The sequence below is a fragment of the Pseudomonas xantholysinigenes genome (genome assembly GCF_014268885.2).
GTDB lineage: Bacteria > Pseudomonadota > Gammaproteobacteria > Pseudomonadales > Pseudomonadaceae > Aquipseudomonas > Aquipseudomonas xantholysinigenes.
In genome coordinates, this window is the sequence record NZ_CP077095.1 from 3,565,001 (window position 1) to 3,581,996 (window position 16,996).

20 protein-coding genes (1 of these 20 only partly in view) are annotated in these 16,996 nt (G+C 64.5%); 13 read left to right on the forward strand and 7 right to left on the reverse strand.

The window, feature by feature from the left end; genetic code table 11:
- Both rhtA and HU772_RS15865 read left to right on the forward strand, forming a co-directional pair.
- Positions 1-586: the 3' portion of a threonine/homoserine exporter RhtA gene (rhtA, locus tag HU772_RS15860; RefSeq protein ID WP_186660438.1), read on the forward strand. Its footprint begins 302 nt before the window's first position; the window shows 586 of its 888 coding nt (coding positions 303-888); the start codon falls outside the window, past its left edge; its stop codon occupies positions 584-586.
- A 187-nt stretch (positions 587-773) separates the two neighbouring features.
- Positions 774-1,055, forward strand: coding sequence for a hypothetical protein (locus HU772_RS15865; protein WP_186660440.1), 282 nt, complete (start codon positions 774-776; stop codon positions 1,053-1,055).
- A gap of 35 nt (positions 1,056-1,090) precedes the next feature.
- Here HU772_RS15865 and HU772_RS15870 read toward each other — a convergent pair whose 3' ends face one another.
- Complete coding sequence (locus HU772_RS15870; RefSeq protein ID WP_186660442.1) at positions 1,091-2,890, reverse strand: aminopeptidase P family protein; 1,800 nt, start codon at positions 2,888-2,890, stop codon at positions 1,091-1,093.
- Positions 2,891-3,085: 195 nt separating this feature from the next.
- Here HU772_RS15870 and HU772_RS15875 point away from each other — a divergent pair, with 195 nt between their 5' ends.
- Together HU772_RS15875 and HU772_RS15880 are read left to right on the forward strand one after the other, a co-directional pair.
- Entirely contained in the window at positions 3,086-4,198 is a 1,113-nt protein-coding gene (locus HU772_RS15875) for a DUF3182 family protein (protein WP_186660444.1), read from the forward strand.
- Positions 4,182-4,952 carry an alpha/beta hydrolase family protein gene (locus HU772_RS15880; RefSeq protein WP_186660446.1) on the forward strand — a complete coding sequence of 257 codons (771 nt, stop codon included), beginning with the start codon at positions 4,182-4,184 and terminating at the stop codon, positions 4,950-4,952. Before HU772_RS15875 ends, HU772_RS15880 begins: the two co-directional genes overlap by 17 nt.
- On the opposite strand, the gene HU772_RS15885 is transcribed toward HU772_RS15880, so the two are convergent.
- Positions 4,931-5,311: an antibiotic biosynthesis monooxygenase gene (locus tag HU772_RS15885; protein WP_186660448.1), complete on the reverse strand. Its 381-nt coding sequence runs from the start codon at positions 5,309-5,311 to the stop codon at positions 4,931-4,933. The two genes, HU772_RS15880 and HU772_RS15885, sit on opposite strands and share 22 nt — an antisense overlap.
- A gap of 87 nt (positions 5,312-5,398) precedes the next feature.
- Here HU772_RS15885 and soxR point away from each other — a divergent pair, with 87 nt between their 5' ends.
- A complete protein-coding gene (soxR, locus tag HU772_RS15890; protein ID WP_186660450.1) occupies positions 5,399-5,854 on the forward strand; it encodes a redox-sensitive transcriptional activator SoxR in 456 nt (151 codons plus the stop codon).
- Positions 5,855-5,885: 31 nt separating this feature from the next.
- Here soxR and HU772_RS15895 read toward each other — a convergent pair whose 3' ends face one another.
- Entirely contained in the window at positions 5,886-6,449 is a 564-nt protein-coding gene (locus HU772_RS15895; RefSeq protein ID WP_186660452.1) for a helix-turn-helix domain-containing protein, read from the reverse strand.
- Positions 6,450-6,533: 84 nt separating this feature from the next.
- Here HU772_RS15895 and HU772_RS15900 point away from each other — a divergent pair, with 84 nt between their 5' ends.
- The 7 genes from HU772_RS15900 to HU772_RS15930 all read left to right on the forward strand — a co-directional run bounded on the left by HU772_RS15900 (position 6,534) and on the right by HU772_RS15930 (position 13,728).
- Positions 6,534-7,478 carry a DMT family transporter gene (locus HU772_RS15900; protein ID WP_186660454.1) on the forward strand — a complete coding sequence of 315 codons (945 nt, stop codon included), beginning with the start codon at positions 6,534-6,536 and terminating at the stop codon, positions 7,476-7,478.
- A 192-nt stretch (positions 7,479-7,670) separates the two neighbouring features.
- Complete coding sequence (locus HU772_RS15905) at positions 7,671-10,586, forward strand: monovalent cation/H+ antiporter subunit A (protein WP_186660456.1); 2,916 nt, start codon at positions 7,671-7,673, stop codon at positions 10,584-10,586.
- Positions 10,586-10,930, forward strand: coding sequence for a Na+/H+ antiporter subunit C (locus HU772_RS15910; RefSeq protein WP_134692628.1), 345 nt, complete (start codon positions 10,586-10,588; stop codon positions 10,928-10,930). Before HU772_RS15905 ends, HU772_RS15910 begins: the two co-directional genes overlap by 1 nt.
- Positions 10,927-12,606, forward strand: a complete 1,680-nt coding sequence (locus HU772_RS15915; RefSeq protein WP_186660458.1) for a monovalent cation/H+ antiporter subunit D — start codon at positions 10,927-10,929, stop codon at positions 12,604-12,606. The genes HU772_RS15910 and HU772_RS15915 overlap by 4 nt, the downstream gene beginning before the upstream one ends.
- The gene (locus tag HU772_RS15920; RefSeq protein ID WP_186660460.1) at positions 12,603-13,091 is read left to right on the forward strand and encodes a Na+/H+ antiporter subunit E; all 489 of its coding nucleotides are present in this window, start codon (positions 12,603-12,605) and stop codon (positions 13,089-13,091) included. The genes HU772_RS15915 and HU772_RS15920 overlap by 4 nt, the downstream gene beginning before the upstream one ends.
- A complete protein-coding gene (locus tag HU772_RS15925) occupies positions 13,088-13,366 on the forward strand; it encodes a K+/H+ antiporter subunit F (protein WP_186660462.1) in 279 nt (92 codons plus the stop codon). The genes HU772_RS15920 and HU772_RS15925 overlap by 4 nt, the downstream gene beginning before the upstream one ends.
- Entirely contained in the window at positions 13,363-13,728 is a 366-nt protein-coding gene (locus HU772_RS15930; RefSeq protein ID WP_186660464.1) for a Na+/H+ antiporter subunit G, read from the forward strand. Before HU772_RS15925 ends, HU772_RS15930 begins: the two co-directional genes overlap by 4 nt.
- Before the next feature lie 56 nt (positions 13,729-13,784).
- Here the strand turns inward: HU772_RS15930 and HU772_RS15935 are convergent, their stop codons facing one another.
- Positions 13,785-13,979: a hypothetical protein gene (locus HU772_RS15935; protein WP_186660466.1), complete on the reverse strand. Its 195-nt coding sequence runs from the start codon at positions 13,977-13,979 to the stop codon at positions 13,785-13,787.
- Positions 13,976-14,446, reverse strand: a complete 471-nt coding sequence (locus HU772_RS15940) for a hypothetical protein (protein ID WP_186660467.1) — start codon at positions 14,444-14,446, stop codon at positions 13,976-13,978. The genes HU772_RS15935 and HU772_RS15940 overlap by 4 nt, the downstream gene beginning before the upstream one ends.
- Positions 14,447-14,760: 314 nt before the next feature.
- Here HU772_RS15940 and HU772_RS15945 point away from each other — a divergent pair, with 314 nt between their 5' ends.
- Positions 14,761-14,946 (forward strand): hypothetical protein, encoded by a 186-nt coding sequence (locus tag HU772_RS15945; protein ID WP_186660565.1) that lies wholly within the window; start codon positions 14,761-14,763, stop codon positions 14,944-14,946.
- A 5-nt stretch (positions 14,947-14,951) separates the two neighbouring features.
- On the opposite strand, the gene HU772_RS15950 is transcribed toward HU772_RS15945, so the two are convergent.
- Both HU772_RS15950 and HU772_RS15955 read right to left on the reverse strand, forming a co-directional pair.
- The gene (locus tag HU772_RS15950; RefSeq protein ID WP_186660468.1) at positions 14,952-15,146 is read right to left on the reverse strand and encodes a hypothetical protein; all 195 of its coding nucleotides are present in this window, start codon (positions 15,144-15,146) and stop codon (positions 14,952-14,954) included.
- A 116-nt stretch (positions 15,147-15,262) separates the two neighbouring features.
- A complete protein-coding gene (locus tag HU772_RS15955) occupies positions 15,263-16,927 on the reverse strand; it encodes a methyl-accepting chemotaxis protein (protein WP_437182402.1) in 1,665 nt (554 codons plus the stop codon).
- Between the last annotated feature and the right edge of the window lie 69 nt (positions 16,928-16,996).

A 16,996-nucleotide genomic window follows, 5' to 3' on the forward strand; every position in this document is an offset into this window, starting at 1 on the left:
TGTCGCCCTGGAGTTCACCGGCCCGCTTACCGTTGCATTGCTGGCATCACGACGAGCGCTGGACTTCGTCTGGATCACTCTGGCCGTCATCGGCCTGCTGCTGTTGATACCGGTTGGCCAGACCGGCGCCAATATCGACCCGCTGGGAGCTGGCTATGCCCTGGGGGCCGGCGTGTGCTGGGCGCTGTACATTCTATATGGGCAGCGCGCTGGCGCCGAAAACGGTATCCAGACCGCAGCCTTGGGCGTGGTAATCGCTGCGTTGTTCGTCGCTCCCATCGGCATTGTCCATGCCGGCAGCACCTTGCTGACACCCTCCCTGCTACCCGTAGCGCTGGGCGTGGCGATCCTTTCTACCGCCCTGCCCTACAGCCTGGAGATGGTCGCCCTGACCCGCATGCCTGCCCGCACCTTCGGTACCCTGATGAGCATCGAGCCCGCCTTCGGCGCGTTGTCAGGGCTGCTGTTCCTCGGAGAACAGCTCACACTCTGGCAATGGCTGGCAATCCTCGCCATCATTAGCGCATCAGTGGGGGCCACGCTGTCCATGAAACGCGAGGGAACTCCACCTGTGGCAGCGGATTGAATTGAGAAATATTTTCATTTGAATGGTTATTCATCCTTGTACCTCTCTTCCCGGCTGATTAAGCTGTCACAAAATCACAATCATGCCGCTATCTACTTAGGCGACCAAGGGAAGCCAGGGAACATCAGGGAAGACACCAAGCGCTGACAACGGGCCCGTCATGCAGTCGGGCCGCATAAGGACAGGAATGAAACGTATTTTGCTCATCCTGGCCATTCTGGCCATGGCTGGATGCGCCGCAACAGCCAGCACCGAGGTGAAGCGGGGGAAGAAGGGCCTGCATATCAACTGCTCGGGGCTCTCCTCGTCGTGGGACAAGTGCTACAGCAAGGCGGCCAGCTCCTGCAGCAGCAAAGGCTACAAGGTCATCGCCCGCTCGGGAGACACCGATGAAGAACCTGGGGACTACGTCTTCGGCATCAACCCCGCCGGCTATACCAGCCGCAGCATGATCGTGATCTGCAAGTAAAAGAACAAGGGCAGCCGATGGCTGCCCTTGCTGTTTCAGATCGGTGCAGTACGCCGCTCCAGCCATGCCAGGGCATCCCCGCCCAACAGCGGGGAAAGCCGCTCGCGCACCGTCTGGTGGTAGCGATTGAGCCAGGCGATATCGTCGCTGCCGAGCGTCTCCACCAGCAAACAGCGTGTATCGATCGGGCACAGGGTCAGTGTCTCGAACTCAAGGAACTCACCGAACTCGCTACTGCCTGCCTCGCGGTTGACCACCAGGTTTTCGATACGCACGCCCCATTCGCCCGGCCGGTAGGTCCCCGGCTCGATCGAACTGATCATGCCCGGCAGCATCGCCGTCTGCGGCGCCGGCGCAGCCTGGTAGGCAATCACTTGCGGGCCTTCATGCACATTCATGAAGTAGCCGACACCATGACCGGTGCCATGACCGTAATCGACCTGGTCCGCCCAGATCGGCGCCCGCGCGATGGCGTCCAGCAATGGCGAAAGAATGCCCCGCGGGAAGCGCGCACGCGACAAGGCAATCATGCCCTTGAGCACCCGCGAACAGTCGGCCTTCTGTGCCTGGCTCGGCTCGCCGATCGGCACCATGCGGGTGATGTCCGTAGTACCCCCCAGGTACTGGCCGCCAGAGTCGATCAGCAACAGGCCATTACCCTCGATCACGGCATGGGACTCGTCCGTGGCTCGGTAATGTGGCATCGCGCCATTGGCGTTGTACGCGGCAATGGTCGAGAAGCTCAACGACACATAACCAGGACGACGGGCCCGGGCCGCGCTCAATTGCTCGTCGATGGTCAGCTCGGTGATCCGTTCCTGCCCCTGGTGCGCTTCAAACCAGGCGAAGAATTCGCACAGCGCCGCGCCGTCCTGCTCCATGGCTTGGCGGATATGGGCCAGGTCACCTTCTCCCTTGCGCGACTTGCTCAAGGTGGTCGGGTTGATGCCCTCGATCAGACGCACCTGGGCAACGAGATTATCCAGCAACCCCTGGGTGACGCGTGCCGGATCCACCAACAGGCTGGCGCCCGGGGCGATCGCCTTCAGCGCCGCGTCGATATCGCGGTAGTCGCGCACCTCGATGCCATCCGCCGCCAGCACGCGACGCAGATGTTCGTCCACCTTGCTCGCGCCGACAAACAGCATGGCTTTGTCCTGGCTGACCAGGGCAAAGGCGACGAATACCGGATTATAGGAAACGTCACTGCCCCGCAGATTGAACAGCCAGGCGATATCGTCGAGTGTGGCGAGGAAATGCCAGTCGGCCCCCTTGTCGCGCAAGGTATTACGCAACTCGACGAGTTTTTCCGCACGGTTGACCGTGGCATGGGGCGCAAGGTGCTGATACACCGGGTTCGCTGGCAATGCTGGGCGATCACTCCAGACCTTGGCCAGCACATCCAGATCGGTGCGCAACCGTCCACTGCGGGCTTGCAGACGCTCGCGCAACTGTCGCGCCGAGGCCAGTGCCATCACCGCCCCATCCACGGCAACGGTGCCGCCCTGCTCGCCAAGCCACTCCAATGCACTGGGATGCCCTGGGCGCAGCTTCATGAGCTCTATACCGCTACCAGCCAGCTCTTTTTGCGCCTGTTCCCAGTAGCGGCTGTCCGCCCAGACCCCGGCGAAATCCCGGGTCACCACCAGGGTACCGACCGAGCCGTGGAATCCGGACAACCACTGCCGCCCCTGCCAATACCCGGGCAGGTACTCGGACAGATGCGGGTCGGCCGACGGCACCAGCAGGGCATCCACGCCCTCACTGGCCATGACTTCGCGCACACGGGCCAAACGGGCCGGCACGCTTTGCTGAAGGGGGGACTGACTGTTCATGCGCACTCCTGCGAACACATCTCGACTGATCCAGGCCGTCGATAATGGAGCAGCCGGTCAGCGCCCGCAATCTCCACGACCGTAACAAGGCATGCATTGCCCCATGTGCCTTGTCGACCGTCGATCACTGGCACTGAACCAACCGTCGACCTGCCCCTCACAGCCTTTACCTACCGTGAGCACGCGAGGCCAGACATGCACCACACCCGCGAGCCGAAAGCTGCCGTCGTGCTGCTCGACAACCGCGAGCACACTCCAGACCACGAACATGCGGTGCATCTCAAGCTTGCCGACTGCCTGGCGCAGTTGCTGGGCATCGAGCGACAGGAGCCGCCGCCGTCCTCGCAGCCCCGCGAGGCTATCTACTATGTCCCTACCCAGACGCTGATCGATCCAACCCGCTACCAGCCGAGGGGCATCGAAACCGAAGACGATCTGTTCGGCGGCCTGGTCAGCCAACCGTTCATGGCGACCAAGGCCATCTCCCATCCGTTGCCTGCAGGTGCAGCCTGCCCACCAGGCTGGACTGACGCTTTCGCGCAACATGCCAGCGACGCCCTGCTGCGTGGCTACACGGTGTTTGCCAGGGAAGATGCGCGACGTGCCGTCGCCCTGCTGTTGCGCGAGGGCAAGGTACGCATCAAGCCGGTGCGTGCCTGCGCCGGTCGCGGCCAACAGGTGATCAGCGACCTCCAGGCCCTGGAGCCAATACTTGCAGCAATGGATGAGCAGGCCCTGGGCCTGTGGGGGCTGGTCCTGGAGGAGGACCTGAGCGCTGTCGAGACCTTCAGCGTCGGCCAGGCACGCGTTGCCGGACTGACCTTGAGCTACCACGGTACCCAACAACTCACCCGCGACCACGATGGCAACGACGTCTATGGTGGCTCGGATCTGGTGTTCGTACGCGGTGACTATCTGCAACTGTTGCAGCTGCCGCTGGAGGACCCGGTACGCCTGGCCATCAATCAGGCCATGCGCTACGAGCAGGCCGCCGAGCGCTACTTCCCGGGTTTTATCGCCTCACGGCGCAACTATGACGTCGCTCGCGGCCTGGACAGCCGCGGGCATCTGCGCAGCGGGGTGCTGGAGCAATCCTGGCGCATAGGCGGCGCCAGCAGTGCTGAAGTACTGGCCTTGCTGGCATTTGCCGCCAACCCGGCGTTGCAAGCATTGCGCGCCTCCACCCACGAGGTGTTCGGCGCCTGCACGCTACCAGCCGACGCCACGCTTTTCTACCAGGGGGATGACTGTGAACTCGGACAACTCAGCAAATACGCACGGATCCGCGACCATGACCGCAGAGAGTGAAAGCATCGAACTGCAAGTGCAAGGCGAAACCATTGCCGGCACCCTGGTCAGCCCCGGCAGCCGCATGCCGGGAATTCTCTTTGTCCACGGCTGGGGCGGCAGCCAGCAACGCGACCTCGCCCGCGCCCGGCAGATCACCGGACTGGGCTGCGTATGCATGACCTTCGACCTGCGCGGCCACGAGAAAACCGCAAGTCAGCGCCTGACCGTCACCCGCGAGCAGAACCTCGACGACGTACTGGTAGCCTACGACCGCCTCGCCGGTCACCCCTCGGTCGACCCTGGCGCCATCGCCGTGATCGGCAGCAGCTACGGCGGTTACCTGGCAACGCTGCTGAGCAGTCGCCGATCCGTGAAGTGGCTAGCCCTGCGGGTACCGGCGCTGTATTGGGACGACGAATGGAATGCCCCCAAGCAGGGCCTCGACCGCCAGCGGCTAAGTGCCTATCGCCTGCGCAGCCTGAGCCCGGCCGATAACCGCGCCCTGGCCGCCTGCGCCGAGTTCGGCGGCGACGTGCTGCTGGTGGAGTCGGAGCAGGACGACTACGTGCCCCATAGCACATTGATGAGCTATCGTTCGGCGTTCGTCAGCGCCCACTCGATGACCCATCGCAGGGTCGATGGCGCCGACCATGCGCTGTCGAGCGAACAGAGCCAGAAGGCCTACAGTGCGATCCTCACCGCCTGGATCAGCGAAATGGTCATCGGCGCCCGCCTCGACCGCTACCCGCACTACGCCCCCTGGTACGCCTGAGAAGCACCTACCTGGCAATGCAGGCCACCATCGGCCCCGCGCACCAGGCTACGCAGGGTTTGATAAGCGGAGAAGTTCACCCCACGGGCCTGGTGTTGACACAGCAGGTCAAGGAACGGTTCCTCGACGAAACACCCCGCCGCCGCCGACCAAGCCTCCCGCGACTGCCACTGCAGGTGCTGCAACACCCGCTGGCCATCGTCGCTGACCTGGATGCTGACATTCAGCAGGCCGGCGCAGCGCTGCGCCAATTGCTCGCTACGACTGACCAAGGCCTCGGCCAGCGCCTCCTGGCGCAGCGGTGGCACGTTGTACTCGATCATCTGGGTGAACCACAGGGAATGGGTGTTGGCCGCCATCGCGGATCTCCTCGTTTCGGACAGTTGCAGCAGATGGTCGAGGAGGGTAAAACCTCCAGTTAACTCAAGGTCAAGGATTTTCTAACCATGCAATCACCCGCCCCCCAGGACCGCTTGCTCAGTGTTGGTCAACTGGCGGCTCGTAGCGGCGTGGCGGTAACTGCCCTGCACTTCTACGAAACCAAGGGACTGATCCACAGCACTCGCAACGCCGGCAACCAGCGCCGCTACTCGCGGGCGGTACTGCGTCGGGTGGCGGTGATCAAGATGGCCCAGCGCCTGGGCATTCCCCTCGGCGATATCGCCAAGGCCCTCGATACCCTACCCTGCGACCACACCCCCACGGCCGGAGATTGGCAGCGCCTTTCGGCGCAGTGGCGCGACGACCTGACCCGGCGCATCGACGAAATGATCATGTTGCGCGACCAGCTCGATGGTTGCATCGGCTGTGGCTGCATGTCGCTCAAGGAATGCCCGCTGCGCAATCACCAAGATCGCCTGGCCGACAAAGGCCCAGGCCCACACCCGCCCAGCCAGGCTTGAGACGCGCTTGGTGATCAGGGCACGCGGGCGCTCAGATCACCACATTGCGCACAAAGCGCACGGCCACCTCGCCGTCGTTGCGATAGGCGTAGCGACAATCGCTGGGAAAAACGAAAAACTCGCCCTGGCCCAACTGCCGCTCGCCATTCTCGATGATCAAGGTCAGACAGCCCTCGGCCACATAGATCTGCTCGCTCCAACCGGCGGCATCGGCTTCGCTGGCGTAACACTCGCCCGGCGCCAGGGTCCACTCCCACAACTCCACCTCGCGTCGGGCCGGACTGCTGCCCAGCAGCACGGCCCGACTGCCAGGGTGCTCACCGGCCCAGGCCAACTCGTCGATGCGGCTGAGGTCACGCCGATCAGGTGCCTGTATCAAGGTACTGAAAGCCACGCCCAGTGCCTCGGCAATCAGGTCGAGCGTGGTGAGGCTGACATTCTTTTCGCCCGCCTCAATGGCCACCAGCATCCGTCGGCTGACCCCCGAGCGCTCGGCCAGGGCGGTCTGGCTCAGGCCGGCATCACCACGCAAACGACGCACGTTCTGGCTGACATGCTGGAGAACCGAGGCTCGGTGTTCGGAATCTTTGTGCACTATATTGCTCACTGATAGAGATTGCGCAGTATACTGCCCACTTTGCGGCGAATTGTGCGCCGCCCCTTCCGAGCGTGCAAGACCATGAGCCAGCCCACCCCCAACCAACCTGCCGTCAGCTTTCGCCTGAGCAAGGCCGAATGGGTGCTGGTATTCATCACCATGCTCTGGGGCGGCACCTTCCTGATCGTGCACAACGTCATGACCGTCAGCGGGCCGATGTTCTTCGTCGGCCTGCGCTTCGCCGCCGCGGCCTTGTTCGTCGGGTTGGTGTCGGCCCGCGCGCTGCCAGGCCTGACCTTTACCGAACTCAAGGCCGGACTACTGATCGGCGTGTCGATCATGCTCGGCTACGGCCTGCAGACCATGGGCCTGCAGACCATCAGCAGCAGCCAGTCGGCGTTCATCACGGCACTCTATGTACCCTTCGTGCCGATCCTGCAATGGCTGGTGCTGGGACGCCGCCCAGGGCTGATGCCCAGCATCGGCATTGGCCTGGCGTTCGTCGGTCTGATGCTGCTGGCCGGCCCCGAGGGCGGCTCGTTGCATTTCAGCGAGGGCGAAGTGGTGACCCTGATCAGCGCGGTGGCGATCGCCGGCGAAATCATCCTCATCAGCCGCTACGCCGGCAAGGTCGATGTGCGCCGGGTCACCGTGGTGCAACTGGCCACCGCTTCGGCGCTGGCGTTCCTGATGACCGTGCCGACCCAGGAGCGCATTCCCGACTTTTCCTGGTTGTTGCTGATCAGCGCCGTTGGCCTGGGGGCGATGAGCGCGGTGATCCAGGTGGCGATGAACTGGGCGCAGAAGTCGGTTTCGCCGACCCGGGCCACGCTGATCTATGCAGGAGAACCAGTGTGGGCCGGCATCGTCGGGCGTCTTGCCGGCGAGCGTTTGCCGGGCGTGGCGCTGATCGGCGGAGCGCTGATCGTGCTGGCGGTGGTGGTCAGCGAGCTGAAGATTCGACGCCAGGACGAGGCCGACGCGTTGCAGGACGATGAGGGGCGCCAGCGTGAAGCGGAGTTGTAAGTAACTCCGTACAACCAAGAGGGCCGTGCCGCGGCCCCACGATCCTGCAATCACCCGCTATGCTCTGTAAAAAACTGTTATAAAAAAACAGCTTGTCGCAGCACATTTGTAGGATCCTGCAACCGCTTGCGTGTTGGTGATCAACCACCCGGCACGTATGATCCTTGCCAAACCTCTCCAGAACAGAACGCTATGTCATTGATTGTGCTATTGCTTCTGCCCTTCGTGGGCAGTTGCCTGGCGGCTGTCCTGCCGCACAACGCACGCAACGCCGAGTCCATTCTCGCCGGGCTCGTGGCCTTGGTCGGCACCGTCCAGGTAGCGTTGCTCTACCCGCAGGTCGCCGATGGCGGGGTCATCCGCGAAGAACTGCTGTGGCTGCCCAGCCTGGGCATGAACCTGGTGCTGCGCATGGACGGCTTCGCCTGGCTGTTCAGCCTGCTGGTGCTGGGCATCGGCACCCTGGTGTCGCTATATGCCCGCTACTACATGTCGCCCCAGGACCCGGTGCCGCGCTTCTTCGCGTTCTTCCTGGCGTTCATGGGCGCCATGCTCGGTCTGGTGATCTCCGGCAACCTGATCCAGCTGGTGTTCTTCTGGGAGCTGACCAGCCTGTTCTCGTTCCTGCTGATCGGCTACTGGCACCACCGCGCCGACGCCCGCCGCGGTGCCTACATGGCGCTGATGGTCACGGGGGCTGGCGGCTTGTGCCTGCTGGTCGGGGCCTTGCTGCTCGGCCATGTGGTCGGCAGCTACGACCTGGACAAGGTCCTGGCTGCCGGCGACACCATCCGCCAACATGCGTTGTACCCGGTGCTGCTGCCCCTGATCCTGCTCGGCGCGTTGAGCAAGAGCGCGCAATTTCCCTTCCAGTTCTGGCTGCCCCATGCCATGGCGGCGCCCACTCCCGTTTCGGCTTATCTGCACTCGGCGACCATGGTCAAGGCCGGGGTGTTCCTGCTCGCGCGCCTGTGGCCGGTGCTCTCGGGCAGTGAGGAGTGGTTCTGGATCGTCGGCGGCGCCGGCGCCGCGACCCTGCTGCTGGGCGCCTTCGCGGCGATGTTCCAGAACGACCTCAAGGGCCTACTGGCCTACTCGACCATCAGCCACCTGGGCCTGATCACCCTGCTGCTGGGCCTGAACAGCCCGCTGGCGGCCGTGGCGGCGGTGTTCCACATTCTCAACCACGCAACCTTCAAAGCCTCGCTGTTCATGGCTGCGGGGATCATCGACCACGAAAGCGGCACCCGTGACATCCGCCGCCTCAGCGGCCTGTTCCGGCTGGTACCGTTCACCGCGACCCTGGCCATGGTCGCCAGTGCCTCGATGGCCGGCGTGCCGCTGATGAACGGTTTCCTGTCCAAGGAAATGTTCTTCGCCGAGACCGTCTTCATCACCTCCACCGCCTGGGTCGAGGCGGCCCTGCCGGTAATCGCCACCCTGGCCGGGACCTTCAGTGTGGCCTATGCGTTGCGCTTCACTGTCGACGTGTTCTTCGGCCCGCCCGCCCAGGACCTGCCGCACACGCCCCACGAGCCACCGCGCTGGATGCGCGCACCGGTCGAGCTGCTGGTGCTCACCTGCCTGGTGGTCGGCATCTTCCCCGCGCAGTCGGTCGGCCCGCTGCTGGCCGCCGCCGCACTGCCGGTGGTGGGCGGCACCTTGCCCGAGTACAGCCTGGCCATCTGGCATGGCTGGAACGCACCGCTGATCATGAGCCTGATCGCCATGAGCGGCGGCATCGTTCTCTACCTGTTGCTGCGCAAGCAGCTGCAACGCGGCCGTTTCCCCTATCCGCCACTGATCGAACGCTTCAACGGCAAGCGTCTGTTCGAACATGGCCTGGTCCGCCTGATGCTGCTGGCTCGCCACCTCGAACGGCAACTGACCACCCGCCGCCTGCAGACCCAGCTGTTCATGTTGGTGCTGGCCGCCTTCATCGCGGGCCTGGTACCACTGCTGTACAGCGGCCTGAGCTGGGGTGACCGACCCAAAATTCCGGGCTCCGGGGTGTTCGTCGCGCTCTGGCTGATCGCCATTGCCTGCGCCATCGGCGCCGCCTACCAGGCCAAGTACCACCGCCTGGCGGCCTTGATCATGGTCGGTGTGTGCGGACTGATGACCTGCATCACCTTCGTCTGGTTCTCCGCCCCCGATCTGGCCCTCACTCAGCTGGCCGTCGAAGTGGTGACCACCGTGCTGATCCTGCTCGGCCTGCGCTGGCTGCCACGGCGTATCGAAGGCGTCTCGCCGCTGCCCGGCAGCCAGGACCGCGCTCGCCTGCGCCGCCTGCGCGACCTGGTGCTGGCGGTACTGGTGGGCGGCGGCATGGCGCTGCTGTCCTACGCCATGCTCACCCGCCCCACGCCCAATGACATTTCCTCGTTCTACCTCAGCCGCGCCCTGCCGCAAGGTGGTGGCACCAACGTGGTGAACGTGATGCTGGTGGACTTCCGCGGCTTCGACACCCTCGGCGAGATCACCGTGCTGGTGGCCGTGGCGCTGACCGTGTTCGCCCTGCTGCGCCGTTTCCGTCCGCCCAAGGAGAGCATGCAGTTGCCAGCGCAGCAGCGGCTGCTGGCCCCTGACGTGGTCACCGACCTGGTCAACCCACGCCACGCCACCGATACCGCGCTGGGCTTCATGATGGTGCCGGCCGTCCTGGTGCGCCTGCTACTGCCAATCGCCCTGCTGGTGTCGATGTACCTGTTCATGCGCGGCCACAACCAGCCGGGGGGTGGTTTTGTCGCCGGCCTGGTGATGTCGGTTGCATTCATCCTTCAGTACATGGTCGCCGGCACCCAATGGGTCGAGGCACAGATGAGCCTGCGCCCATTGCGCTGGATGGGCACCGGCCTGCTCTGCGCAACCCTCACTGGAGCCGGGGCGATGCTGCTCGGCTACCCGTTCCTGACCACCCACACCGCCCACCTGCACCTGCCACTGCTGGGTGACGTGCATGTGGCCAGCGCGCTGTTCTTCGACATCGGTGTGTACACCGTGGTGGTCGGCTCGACCCTGCTGATCCTCACCGCGCTGGCCCACCAGTCGGTGCGCGCCTACCGCCCGGGCAATCCCGCCAAATCCAGCCAAGCAGGAGCCGCCTGATGGAAGAAGTCATTGCAGTCGCCATCGGCGTGCTGGCCGCCTCAGGGGTGTGGCTGGTGCTGCGCCCGCGTACCTACCAGGTGATCATGGGCCTGTGCCTGCTGTCCTATGGTGTCAACCTGTTCATCTTCAGCATGGGCAGCCTGTTCATCGGCCGAGAGCCGATCATCAAGGACGGCGTGCCCCAGGACCTGCTGCACTACACCGACCCATTGCCCCAGGCACTGGTACTGACCGCCATCGTCATCAGCTTTGCCATGACCGCGTTGTTCCTGGTGGTACTGCTGGCTTCGCGCGGCCTGACCGGCACCGACCACGTGGATGGCCGGGAGCGTGAGGAATGAGCGGGATGAGCCAACTGATGATTGCGCCGATCCTGCTGCCGTTGCTTACCGCGGCGCTGATGCTGCTGATCGGCGAAAAGCACCGCTGGCTCAAGGCACGGCTGAACCTGCTGTCGACCTTCACCGGCCTGGGCATCGCCATCACTCTGCTGATGTGGGTACGCACGCAAGGGCAGGCCGAGTCCATCGGCGTCTACCTGCCGGGTAACTGGCCGGCGCCGTTCGGTATCGTGCTGGTGGTCGACCATCTCTCGGCACTGTTGCTGGTGCTGACCGGTATCGTCGGCAGCAGCGCCCTGCTGTTCGCCCGCGCCCGCTGGGATGGTGCCGGGGCCAGCTTCCACGCGCTGTTCCAGATCCAGCTGATGGGCCTGTACGGCGCCTTCCTCACCGCCGACCTGTTCAACCTGTTCGTGTTCTTCGAAGTGCTGCTGGCGGCTTCCTACGGCCTGCTGCTGCATGGCTCGGGCCGCGCCCGGGTCAAGGCCGGCCTGCACTACATCGCCATCAACCTGTTCGCCTCGTCACTGTTCCTGGTCGGCGCGGCCATGCTCTATGGCGTGACCGGCACGCTGAACATGGCCGACCTGGCATTGAAGGTACCGCTGGTGCCGGAAGCCGATCGCGGCCTGCTGCACGCCGGCGCAGCCATCCTGGCCATCGCCTTCCTGGCCAAGGCTGGCATCTGGCCCCTGAATTTCTGGCTGGTGCCGGCCTATTCGTCGGCCAGCGCGCCGGTGGCCGCGCTGTTCGCGATCATGACCAAGGTCGGCCTGTACGCCGTGCTGCGCCTGTGGAGCCTGCTGTTCTCCGGCCAGGCCGGGGCCTCGGCGCAATTCGGCGGTGACTGGCTGGTGTACGGCGGCCTGGCGACACTGGCCGTGGCTGCGGCCTCGATCCTTGCCGCCCAGCGTCTGGAGCGCCTGGCGGCCCTGAGCATCCTGGTCTCGGCCGGCACCCTGATGGCCGCTATCGGTTTCGGCCAGTCGGTGCTCACCGGCGCCGCGCTGTTCTACCTGGCCAGTTCCACCCTGGCGTTGTGTGCCCTGTTCCTGCTGGCCGAGCTGGTCGAGCGCTCGCGCTCGGCCAACGAGGCGCCACTGGATGAGGAAGAGGATGTGATGCCCTCGCCGCTCGAGTCGCTACATCCGCCCAAGGGCATCAACCTCGACGACGAGCAAAAGGTGGTGATCGGCCAGATCATTCCCTGGACCATGGCCTTCCTCGGGCTGAGCTTCATCGCCTGCGCCCTGCTGATCATTGGCATGCCGCCGCTGTCGGGCTTCATCGGCAAGCTCAACCTGATCAGCGCGCTGTTCAATCCGCAGGGCCTGGGCGTCAGCCCCGAGCAACCGCTGGGCGCGGCGGGCTGGACCCTGGTCAGCCTGCTGATCCTCTCGGGCATGGCCTCGCTGATCGCCTTTGGCCGAGTCGGCATCCAGCGTTTCTGGAAGCCCGAGGAACGCCCATCGCCGGTACTGCGTCGCTACGAATGCCTGCCTATCGTCATCCTCCTCGGCCTGTGCATTTTCCTCAGCCTCAAGGCCGAGCCGCTGCTGCGCTATACCCAGGACACTGCGGCCAACCTGCAGGCGCCCGACCGCTACATCGAGGCGGTGATGGCGACCCGGCCGCTGCCAGGCCCAACCACCGTCGACACCGAGGTGACGCCATGAATCGCCTGTTCCCCGCCCCATTGCTGTCAGTGGCATTGTTCGCCCTGTGGTTGCTGCTGAACCTATCGGTCAGCCCGGGCAACCTGCTGCTGGGTGGCGCGCTAGGTGTGCTGGCGCCAATCCTGATGGCCCCGCTGCGCCCACAGCACGCCCATGTGCGTCGCCCGCTGACAATCGCCCGGCTGATCGGCCGGGTAGGCACCGATGTGATCCTCTCCAACCTGCAGGTGGCCCGTGGCGTTCTGCGCGCGGGCAGCACGCCACCGCGTTCGGCGTTCGTGCAGATCCCGCTGGCGCTACGCGACGCCCACGGCCTGGCCGCCTTGTCGATGATCACCACGGTGGTGCCCGGCACGGTCTGGTCGGAACTGGCGCTGGACCGCAGCGCCTTGCTGCTGCACGTGTTCGACCTGGAGGACGAGGCGGCGTTTATCGCACACTTCAAGCACACCTATGAGCGCCCGTTGATGGAGATCTTCGAATGAGCGGCCTGCTTGCCAATGCCGTGCTTGCCAGCCTGTTCATCTTCGCCCTGGCCATGGGCCTGGCGCTGATCCGGCTGTTCCGCGGCCCGTCCGCCCAGGACCGCGTGCTGGCGCTGGACTACCTGTACATCCTGGGTATGTTGATGATGCTGGTACTGGGCATTCGCTATGCCAGCGACACCTATTTCGAGGGCGCATTGCTGATCGCCCTGTTCGGCTTTGTCGGCTCGTTCGCCCTGGCCAAGTTCCTCTTGCGTGGCGAGGTGATCGAATGAGTGAAACCGTCGAACTGCCGTTCTGGCTGGAACTGCTGGTGTCTGCCCTGTTGCTGCTGGGCAGTCTGTTCGCCCTGGTCGGCGCCATCGGGCTGATTCGCCTGAAGGACTTCTTCCAGCGCATGCATCCGCCGGCGCTGGCCTCGACCATCGGCGCCTGGTGCGTGGCGCTGGCCTCGATCCTGTACTTCTCGGTGCTCAAGCAGAGCCCGGTGCTGCATGCGTGGTTGATCCCGGTCCTGCTGTCGATTACCGTGCCGGTGACCACGCTGCTGCTGGCCAGGGCCGCGCTGTTTCGCAAGCGCACCTCGGGCGAAGCGGTGCCCGAGGAAATCAGCAGTGGCAGGGACCGCGGCAACTGAGCCGCCCTACCCCCGACGGCGGCCGCCATGCGGCCATTCGCCGACAGGCCTGAACCTCACATCTGGCTCAAGCGCTGCAGCTCGCGCCGCACCATCGCCACATAGGGCGCCGGCTTGAGCTGGTACAGCTCGGCAGCCACCCAATTCAACCAACCACCTTGCAGCTCGGCACGTCGCGCCAGCAAGCGCTCGGCTTCCTGGGTCGCCTGGGCCAGGTGCCGGCGGTGAAAGTCCGCCCGCGTCTCGCTCACTCGCTGGCCTTGAAGGTGGTCAGCTCGCCCTTGCGCCACTTGGCCACCTTGCCGGTCACTGCCTTGAGCAGCTTGCCCAAGCCCTCCTGGACCTGCTGCTGCGCGGCAAATACCAGCATCACCCCATGACCGTCGCGGAACACGATACCGTCGCCCTCAGGCACCGAGACGAAGGCATAGTCGCCCTGGCCATAGACATTCAGCTTGATCTCGCGAAAGCGCAGCTCCAGCTTGCCGCCTTCGCGGCTGGGCAGCACGGCGGCGCGAAAATGGTCGCCCACCTTCAACTCCAGGCGTTGCTTGTCGTCGACCACCATCGCGCTGTCGGTATCGATCTCGGCCATGTACAGGCCTTCAGGGTTTTGCTCGGTGACATAGATGAAGCGTCCATGGAACAACTTCACCAATTGGGCGCGCAAGTCGCCCAAGGCGAACAAGGCATGGGTATCCAGCGTACTGACTGCCAATGAAAGGCTCCTCACATCGATTGCAACCGGCCACGCCACAAACGCCTCGCGCGTCAGGTGGCAGCCATTTCTAAACAGGCCCGGCGGGCCATGAAACCATGGTCACCCAGCATCCACGCGACAGGACCTGCGAGCAACCGGGAAAGGATTCACCCAGCCACCGCAAGGCGGCGCGAAGTAAGCTTCGGCATGGTTCCGTAATGGGAAACGTAAAGTCTGACAGTAAAAAGGCCAGAAAGGATGCGACAAACAGCGCCAGCGCTTTCGTCAGAAAGAGTCACTGTGCTTCAGTCGCGCATTACAGGGGAAGGAATATGCACGAAAACACTGAAATCCGTCGAGAGGCACGCAACAATTCGTGCCGTGGAATCCCTCGCTATATCGTCATTCCTGCCGGCATTGCCTTCTACCATATCGCCGAGCGTACCACCGGGCGGATTCGAGGGTTTCGCCAACGTCACGAAGACGCCTGCGAGCTGGCCCGTCACCTCGAGCGCTGAGCCATTCAGGCGGCGTGACACCTGGCCAGCTGTGCCAGCCAGGCCGCCTGGCACTCCAGGGCCTCGTTGCGGCTGGCAAACGCGGTGCCGCGGCGCTCGCCGTCAACCAGCACCACCCAGCACACCCGCTTGCCCAGGGCCTGCAACGACTGCGGTACCCCGGTGCCAATCATCACCGCCACATCGACTTTGCCATTCATAATTCCCTCCGGAATTTAATTAGCAGCCTAACGATGTGCGTATGATACGGCTTGTCGCTCGCAGAGAACAGCGCCGACAGGTACAGCTGTGTTGCAGTTATGGCAACAAACGACGCTCAGTCCAGCCCGGGTTCGGGACGATAGCCCAGGCGCAGACCACCCCAGTGGCGCCCTCGAACGAAAATCGGCACCGACAGGTCATGCATCAGTTCGCCGGTATCTCGCGTGTAGGTCTGCAGCAATACCCGCTGCTGGTGATTGCCGCAACGAATGCCGGTGCGATCGTCGAAGATGCGCTTGCTGCGGTTGTGCGCGGTGTCATGCTGCGGGTCACCGGTCAGCGGCTGGTTGAAGGTGCTGTTGTGGGTGGGCACGTAGCCTTGCTGGGTACAGGCGATGGCATACACCAGCCCTTCATGCTGCAGCAACGGCTCCTGAATCTGCGGCAACACCGTATCGGTGTAGTGGTCGAAACCGGTGCTGAAGCGTGGCGGTTGCATGCCGGGAATCGGCCGGTACTGGCGGTCGAACAGATCATCCAGGCCAATCCGTCCCTGCTCGACATCGGCTGCGAAACGCTCGCCGATCTGCCGCGCACCGGCCTGGGCCAACTCGAAGACCCGCTGGTGATAGGCATCGAGCCCCACTTCGGCCAGACGCTCGCTCAGGCTTTCGACCTGCCCCTCCATCTGCACGGCGGCCTTGGTCAGGCGCCGGGTCTGCTGGTCGCTGACCTCCAGGTCGCTACGCACCTGGGCCACGGCCTGGAACAAGGTGTCGAGCTGGGCCTGGTTGGTCTGCGTGCCTTCGGCAATCTCGCCCACCTGCCCTTCAACACTGGCGGCCAGGCGGGCGATCTGCGCCAGTTGCCCACCGGCCTGCTCGACTTGCTCGACACCCAGCCCCAGGTCGTCGGCCAGGTCGCGGATCTGCGCTACCACCTGGGCGGTGCGCGCCTGGATGTCGGCCACCATCTGCCCCACCTCCTCCGTGGCGCTGGCGGTGCGCCCTGCCAGGCCGCGCACCTCGTCGGCAACCACGGCGAAACCACGGCCATGCTCCCCGGCGCGCGCCGCCTCGATGGCCGCGTTGAGCGCCAGCAGGTTGGTCTGGCTGGCGATGGCCTGGATCACCAGGGTAACCCGGGCGATATCTTCGCTGCGTTGGTGCAGCGCTTCGATCAATGCGCGGCTGGCGCTGGCTCGCTCGCTCAGGTCACGCATGCGCTGGATCGACTCGGCGAGTACCGCGCTGCCCGCCACGCTGCTGCCATGGGCCGAGCGCGCGGCATCCAGGGCTTGCTGGCTGAGCTGGGCCGTGGCCGTTTCGGTGGTGATCATGATCTCGGCGCTGCCGACGATATCCTGGGCGGCACCCAGCTGTGACTGTACCCGGGCGGCCAGTTGCTGTACCGAATGGGCCACCGCGGCAGCCGCCAGCGCGTTGTGGCTGGTACCACGCGCCAGTTCCTGGAGCAGCTCGCCTTCCTGTTCGGTCGGTGCGCTCATCGGCGCAGGCGCCGGGCGTCGCCCGTGGGGCAACCACAGCACCAGCAAGGCCAGCGGCACGGCCAGGTACAAGGCCAGCCCCGCATAGGCCATGGCCGCCAGCACCGCGCACAGCGCCACACCCTGTAGCAGGGCGACGCCGGCTACCTTTCGTGTAGGCAGCACGGGCACAGTGTCAACCGCCGGCAGAGATCCTTCTCGCATCATCTTCGTGGTCCATCCGTATGTCGTTATTGTGTCGCCATTAAACGCCACTATAACGCCATTAGCCATGCTCCCTCGGGCGCAAGGCGCTCACGCTTGATGCAAGACAAAAAACACAAAGGCCCCAGGGATCGCTCC

Excerpts from the sequence above, each read along its gene's own strand:
- HU772_RS15865 (WP_186660440.1), top strand. The coding sequence starts at position 774 with ATGAAACGTATTTTGCTCATCCTGGCCATTCTGGCCATGGCTGGATGC.
- HU772_RS15870 (WP_186660442.1), bottom strand. The coding sequence starts at position 2,890 with ATGAACAGTCAGTCCCCCCTTCAGCAAAGCGTGCCGGCCCGTTTGGCC.
- HU772_RS15875 (WP_186660444.1), top strand. The coding sequence starts at position 3,086 with ATGCACCACACCCGCGAGCCGAAAGCTGCCGTCGTGCTGCTCGACAAC.
- HU772_RS15880 (WP_186660446.1), top strand. The coding sequence starts at position 4,182 with ATGACCGCAGAGAGTGAAAGCATCGAACTGCAAGTGCAAGGCGAAACC.
- HU772_RS15885 (WP_186660448.1), bottom strand. The coding sequence starts at position 5,311 with ATGGCGGCCAACACCCATTCCCTGTGGTTCACCCAGATGATCGAGTAC.
- soxR (WP_186660450.1), top strand. The coding sequence starts at position 5,399 with ATGCAATCACCCGCCCCCCAGGACCGCTTGCTCAGTGTTGGTCAACTG.
- HU772_RS15900 (WP_186660454.1), top strand. The coding sequence starts at position 6,534 with ATGAGCCAGCCCACCCCCAACCAACCTGCCGTCAGCTTTCGCCTGAGC.
- HU772_RS15905 (WP_186660456.1), top strand. The coding sequence starts at position 7,671 with ATGTCATTGATTGTGCTATTGCTTCTGCCCTTCGTGGGCAGTTGCCTG.
- HU772_RS15910 (WP_134692628.1), top strand. The coding sequence starts at position 10,586 with ATGGAAGAAGTCATTGCAGTCGCCATCGGCGTGCTGGCCGCCTCAGGG.
- HU772_RS15915 (WP_186660458.1), top strand. The coding sequence starts at position 10,927 with ATGAGCGGGATGAGCCAACTGATGATTGCGCCGATCCTGCTGCCGTTG.
- HU772_RS15920 (WP_186660460.1), top strand. The coding sequence starts at position 12,603 with ATGAATCGCCTGTTCCCCGCCCCATTGCTGTCAGTGGCATTGTTCGCC.
- HU772_RS15925 (WP_186660462.1), top strand. The coding sequence starts at position 13,088 with ATGAGCGGCCTGCTTGCCAATGCCGTGCTTGCCAGCCTGTTCATCTTC.
- HU772_RS15930 (WP_186660464.1), top strand. The coding sequence starts at position 13,363 with ATGAGTGAAACCGTCGAACTGCCGTTCTGGCTGGAACTGCTGGTGTCT.
- HU772_RS15945 (WP_186660565.1), top strand. The coding sequence starts at position 14,761 with ATGCACGAAAACACTGAAATCCGTCGAGAGGCACGCAACAATTCGTGC.
- HU772_RS15950 (WP_186660468.1), bottom strand. The coding sequence starts at position 15,146 with ATGAATGGCAAAGTCGATGTGGCGGTGATGATTGGCACCGGGGTACCG.
- HU772_RS15955 (WP_437182402.1), bottom strand. The coding sequence starts at position 16,927 with ATGGCTAATGGCGTTATAGTGGCGTTTAATGGCGACACAATAACGACA.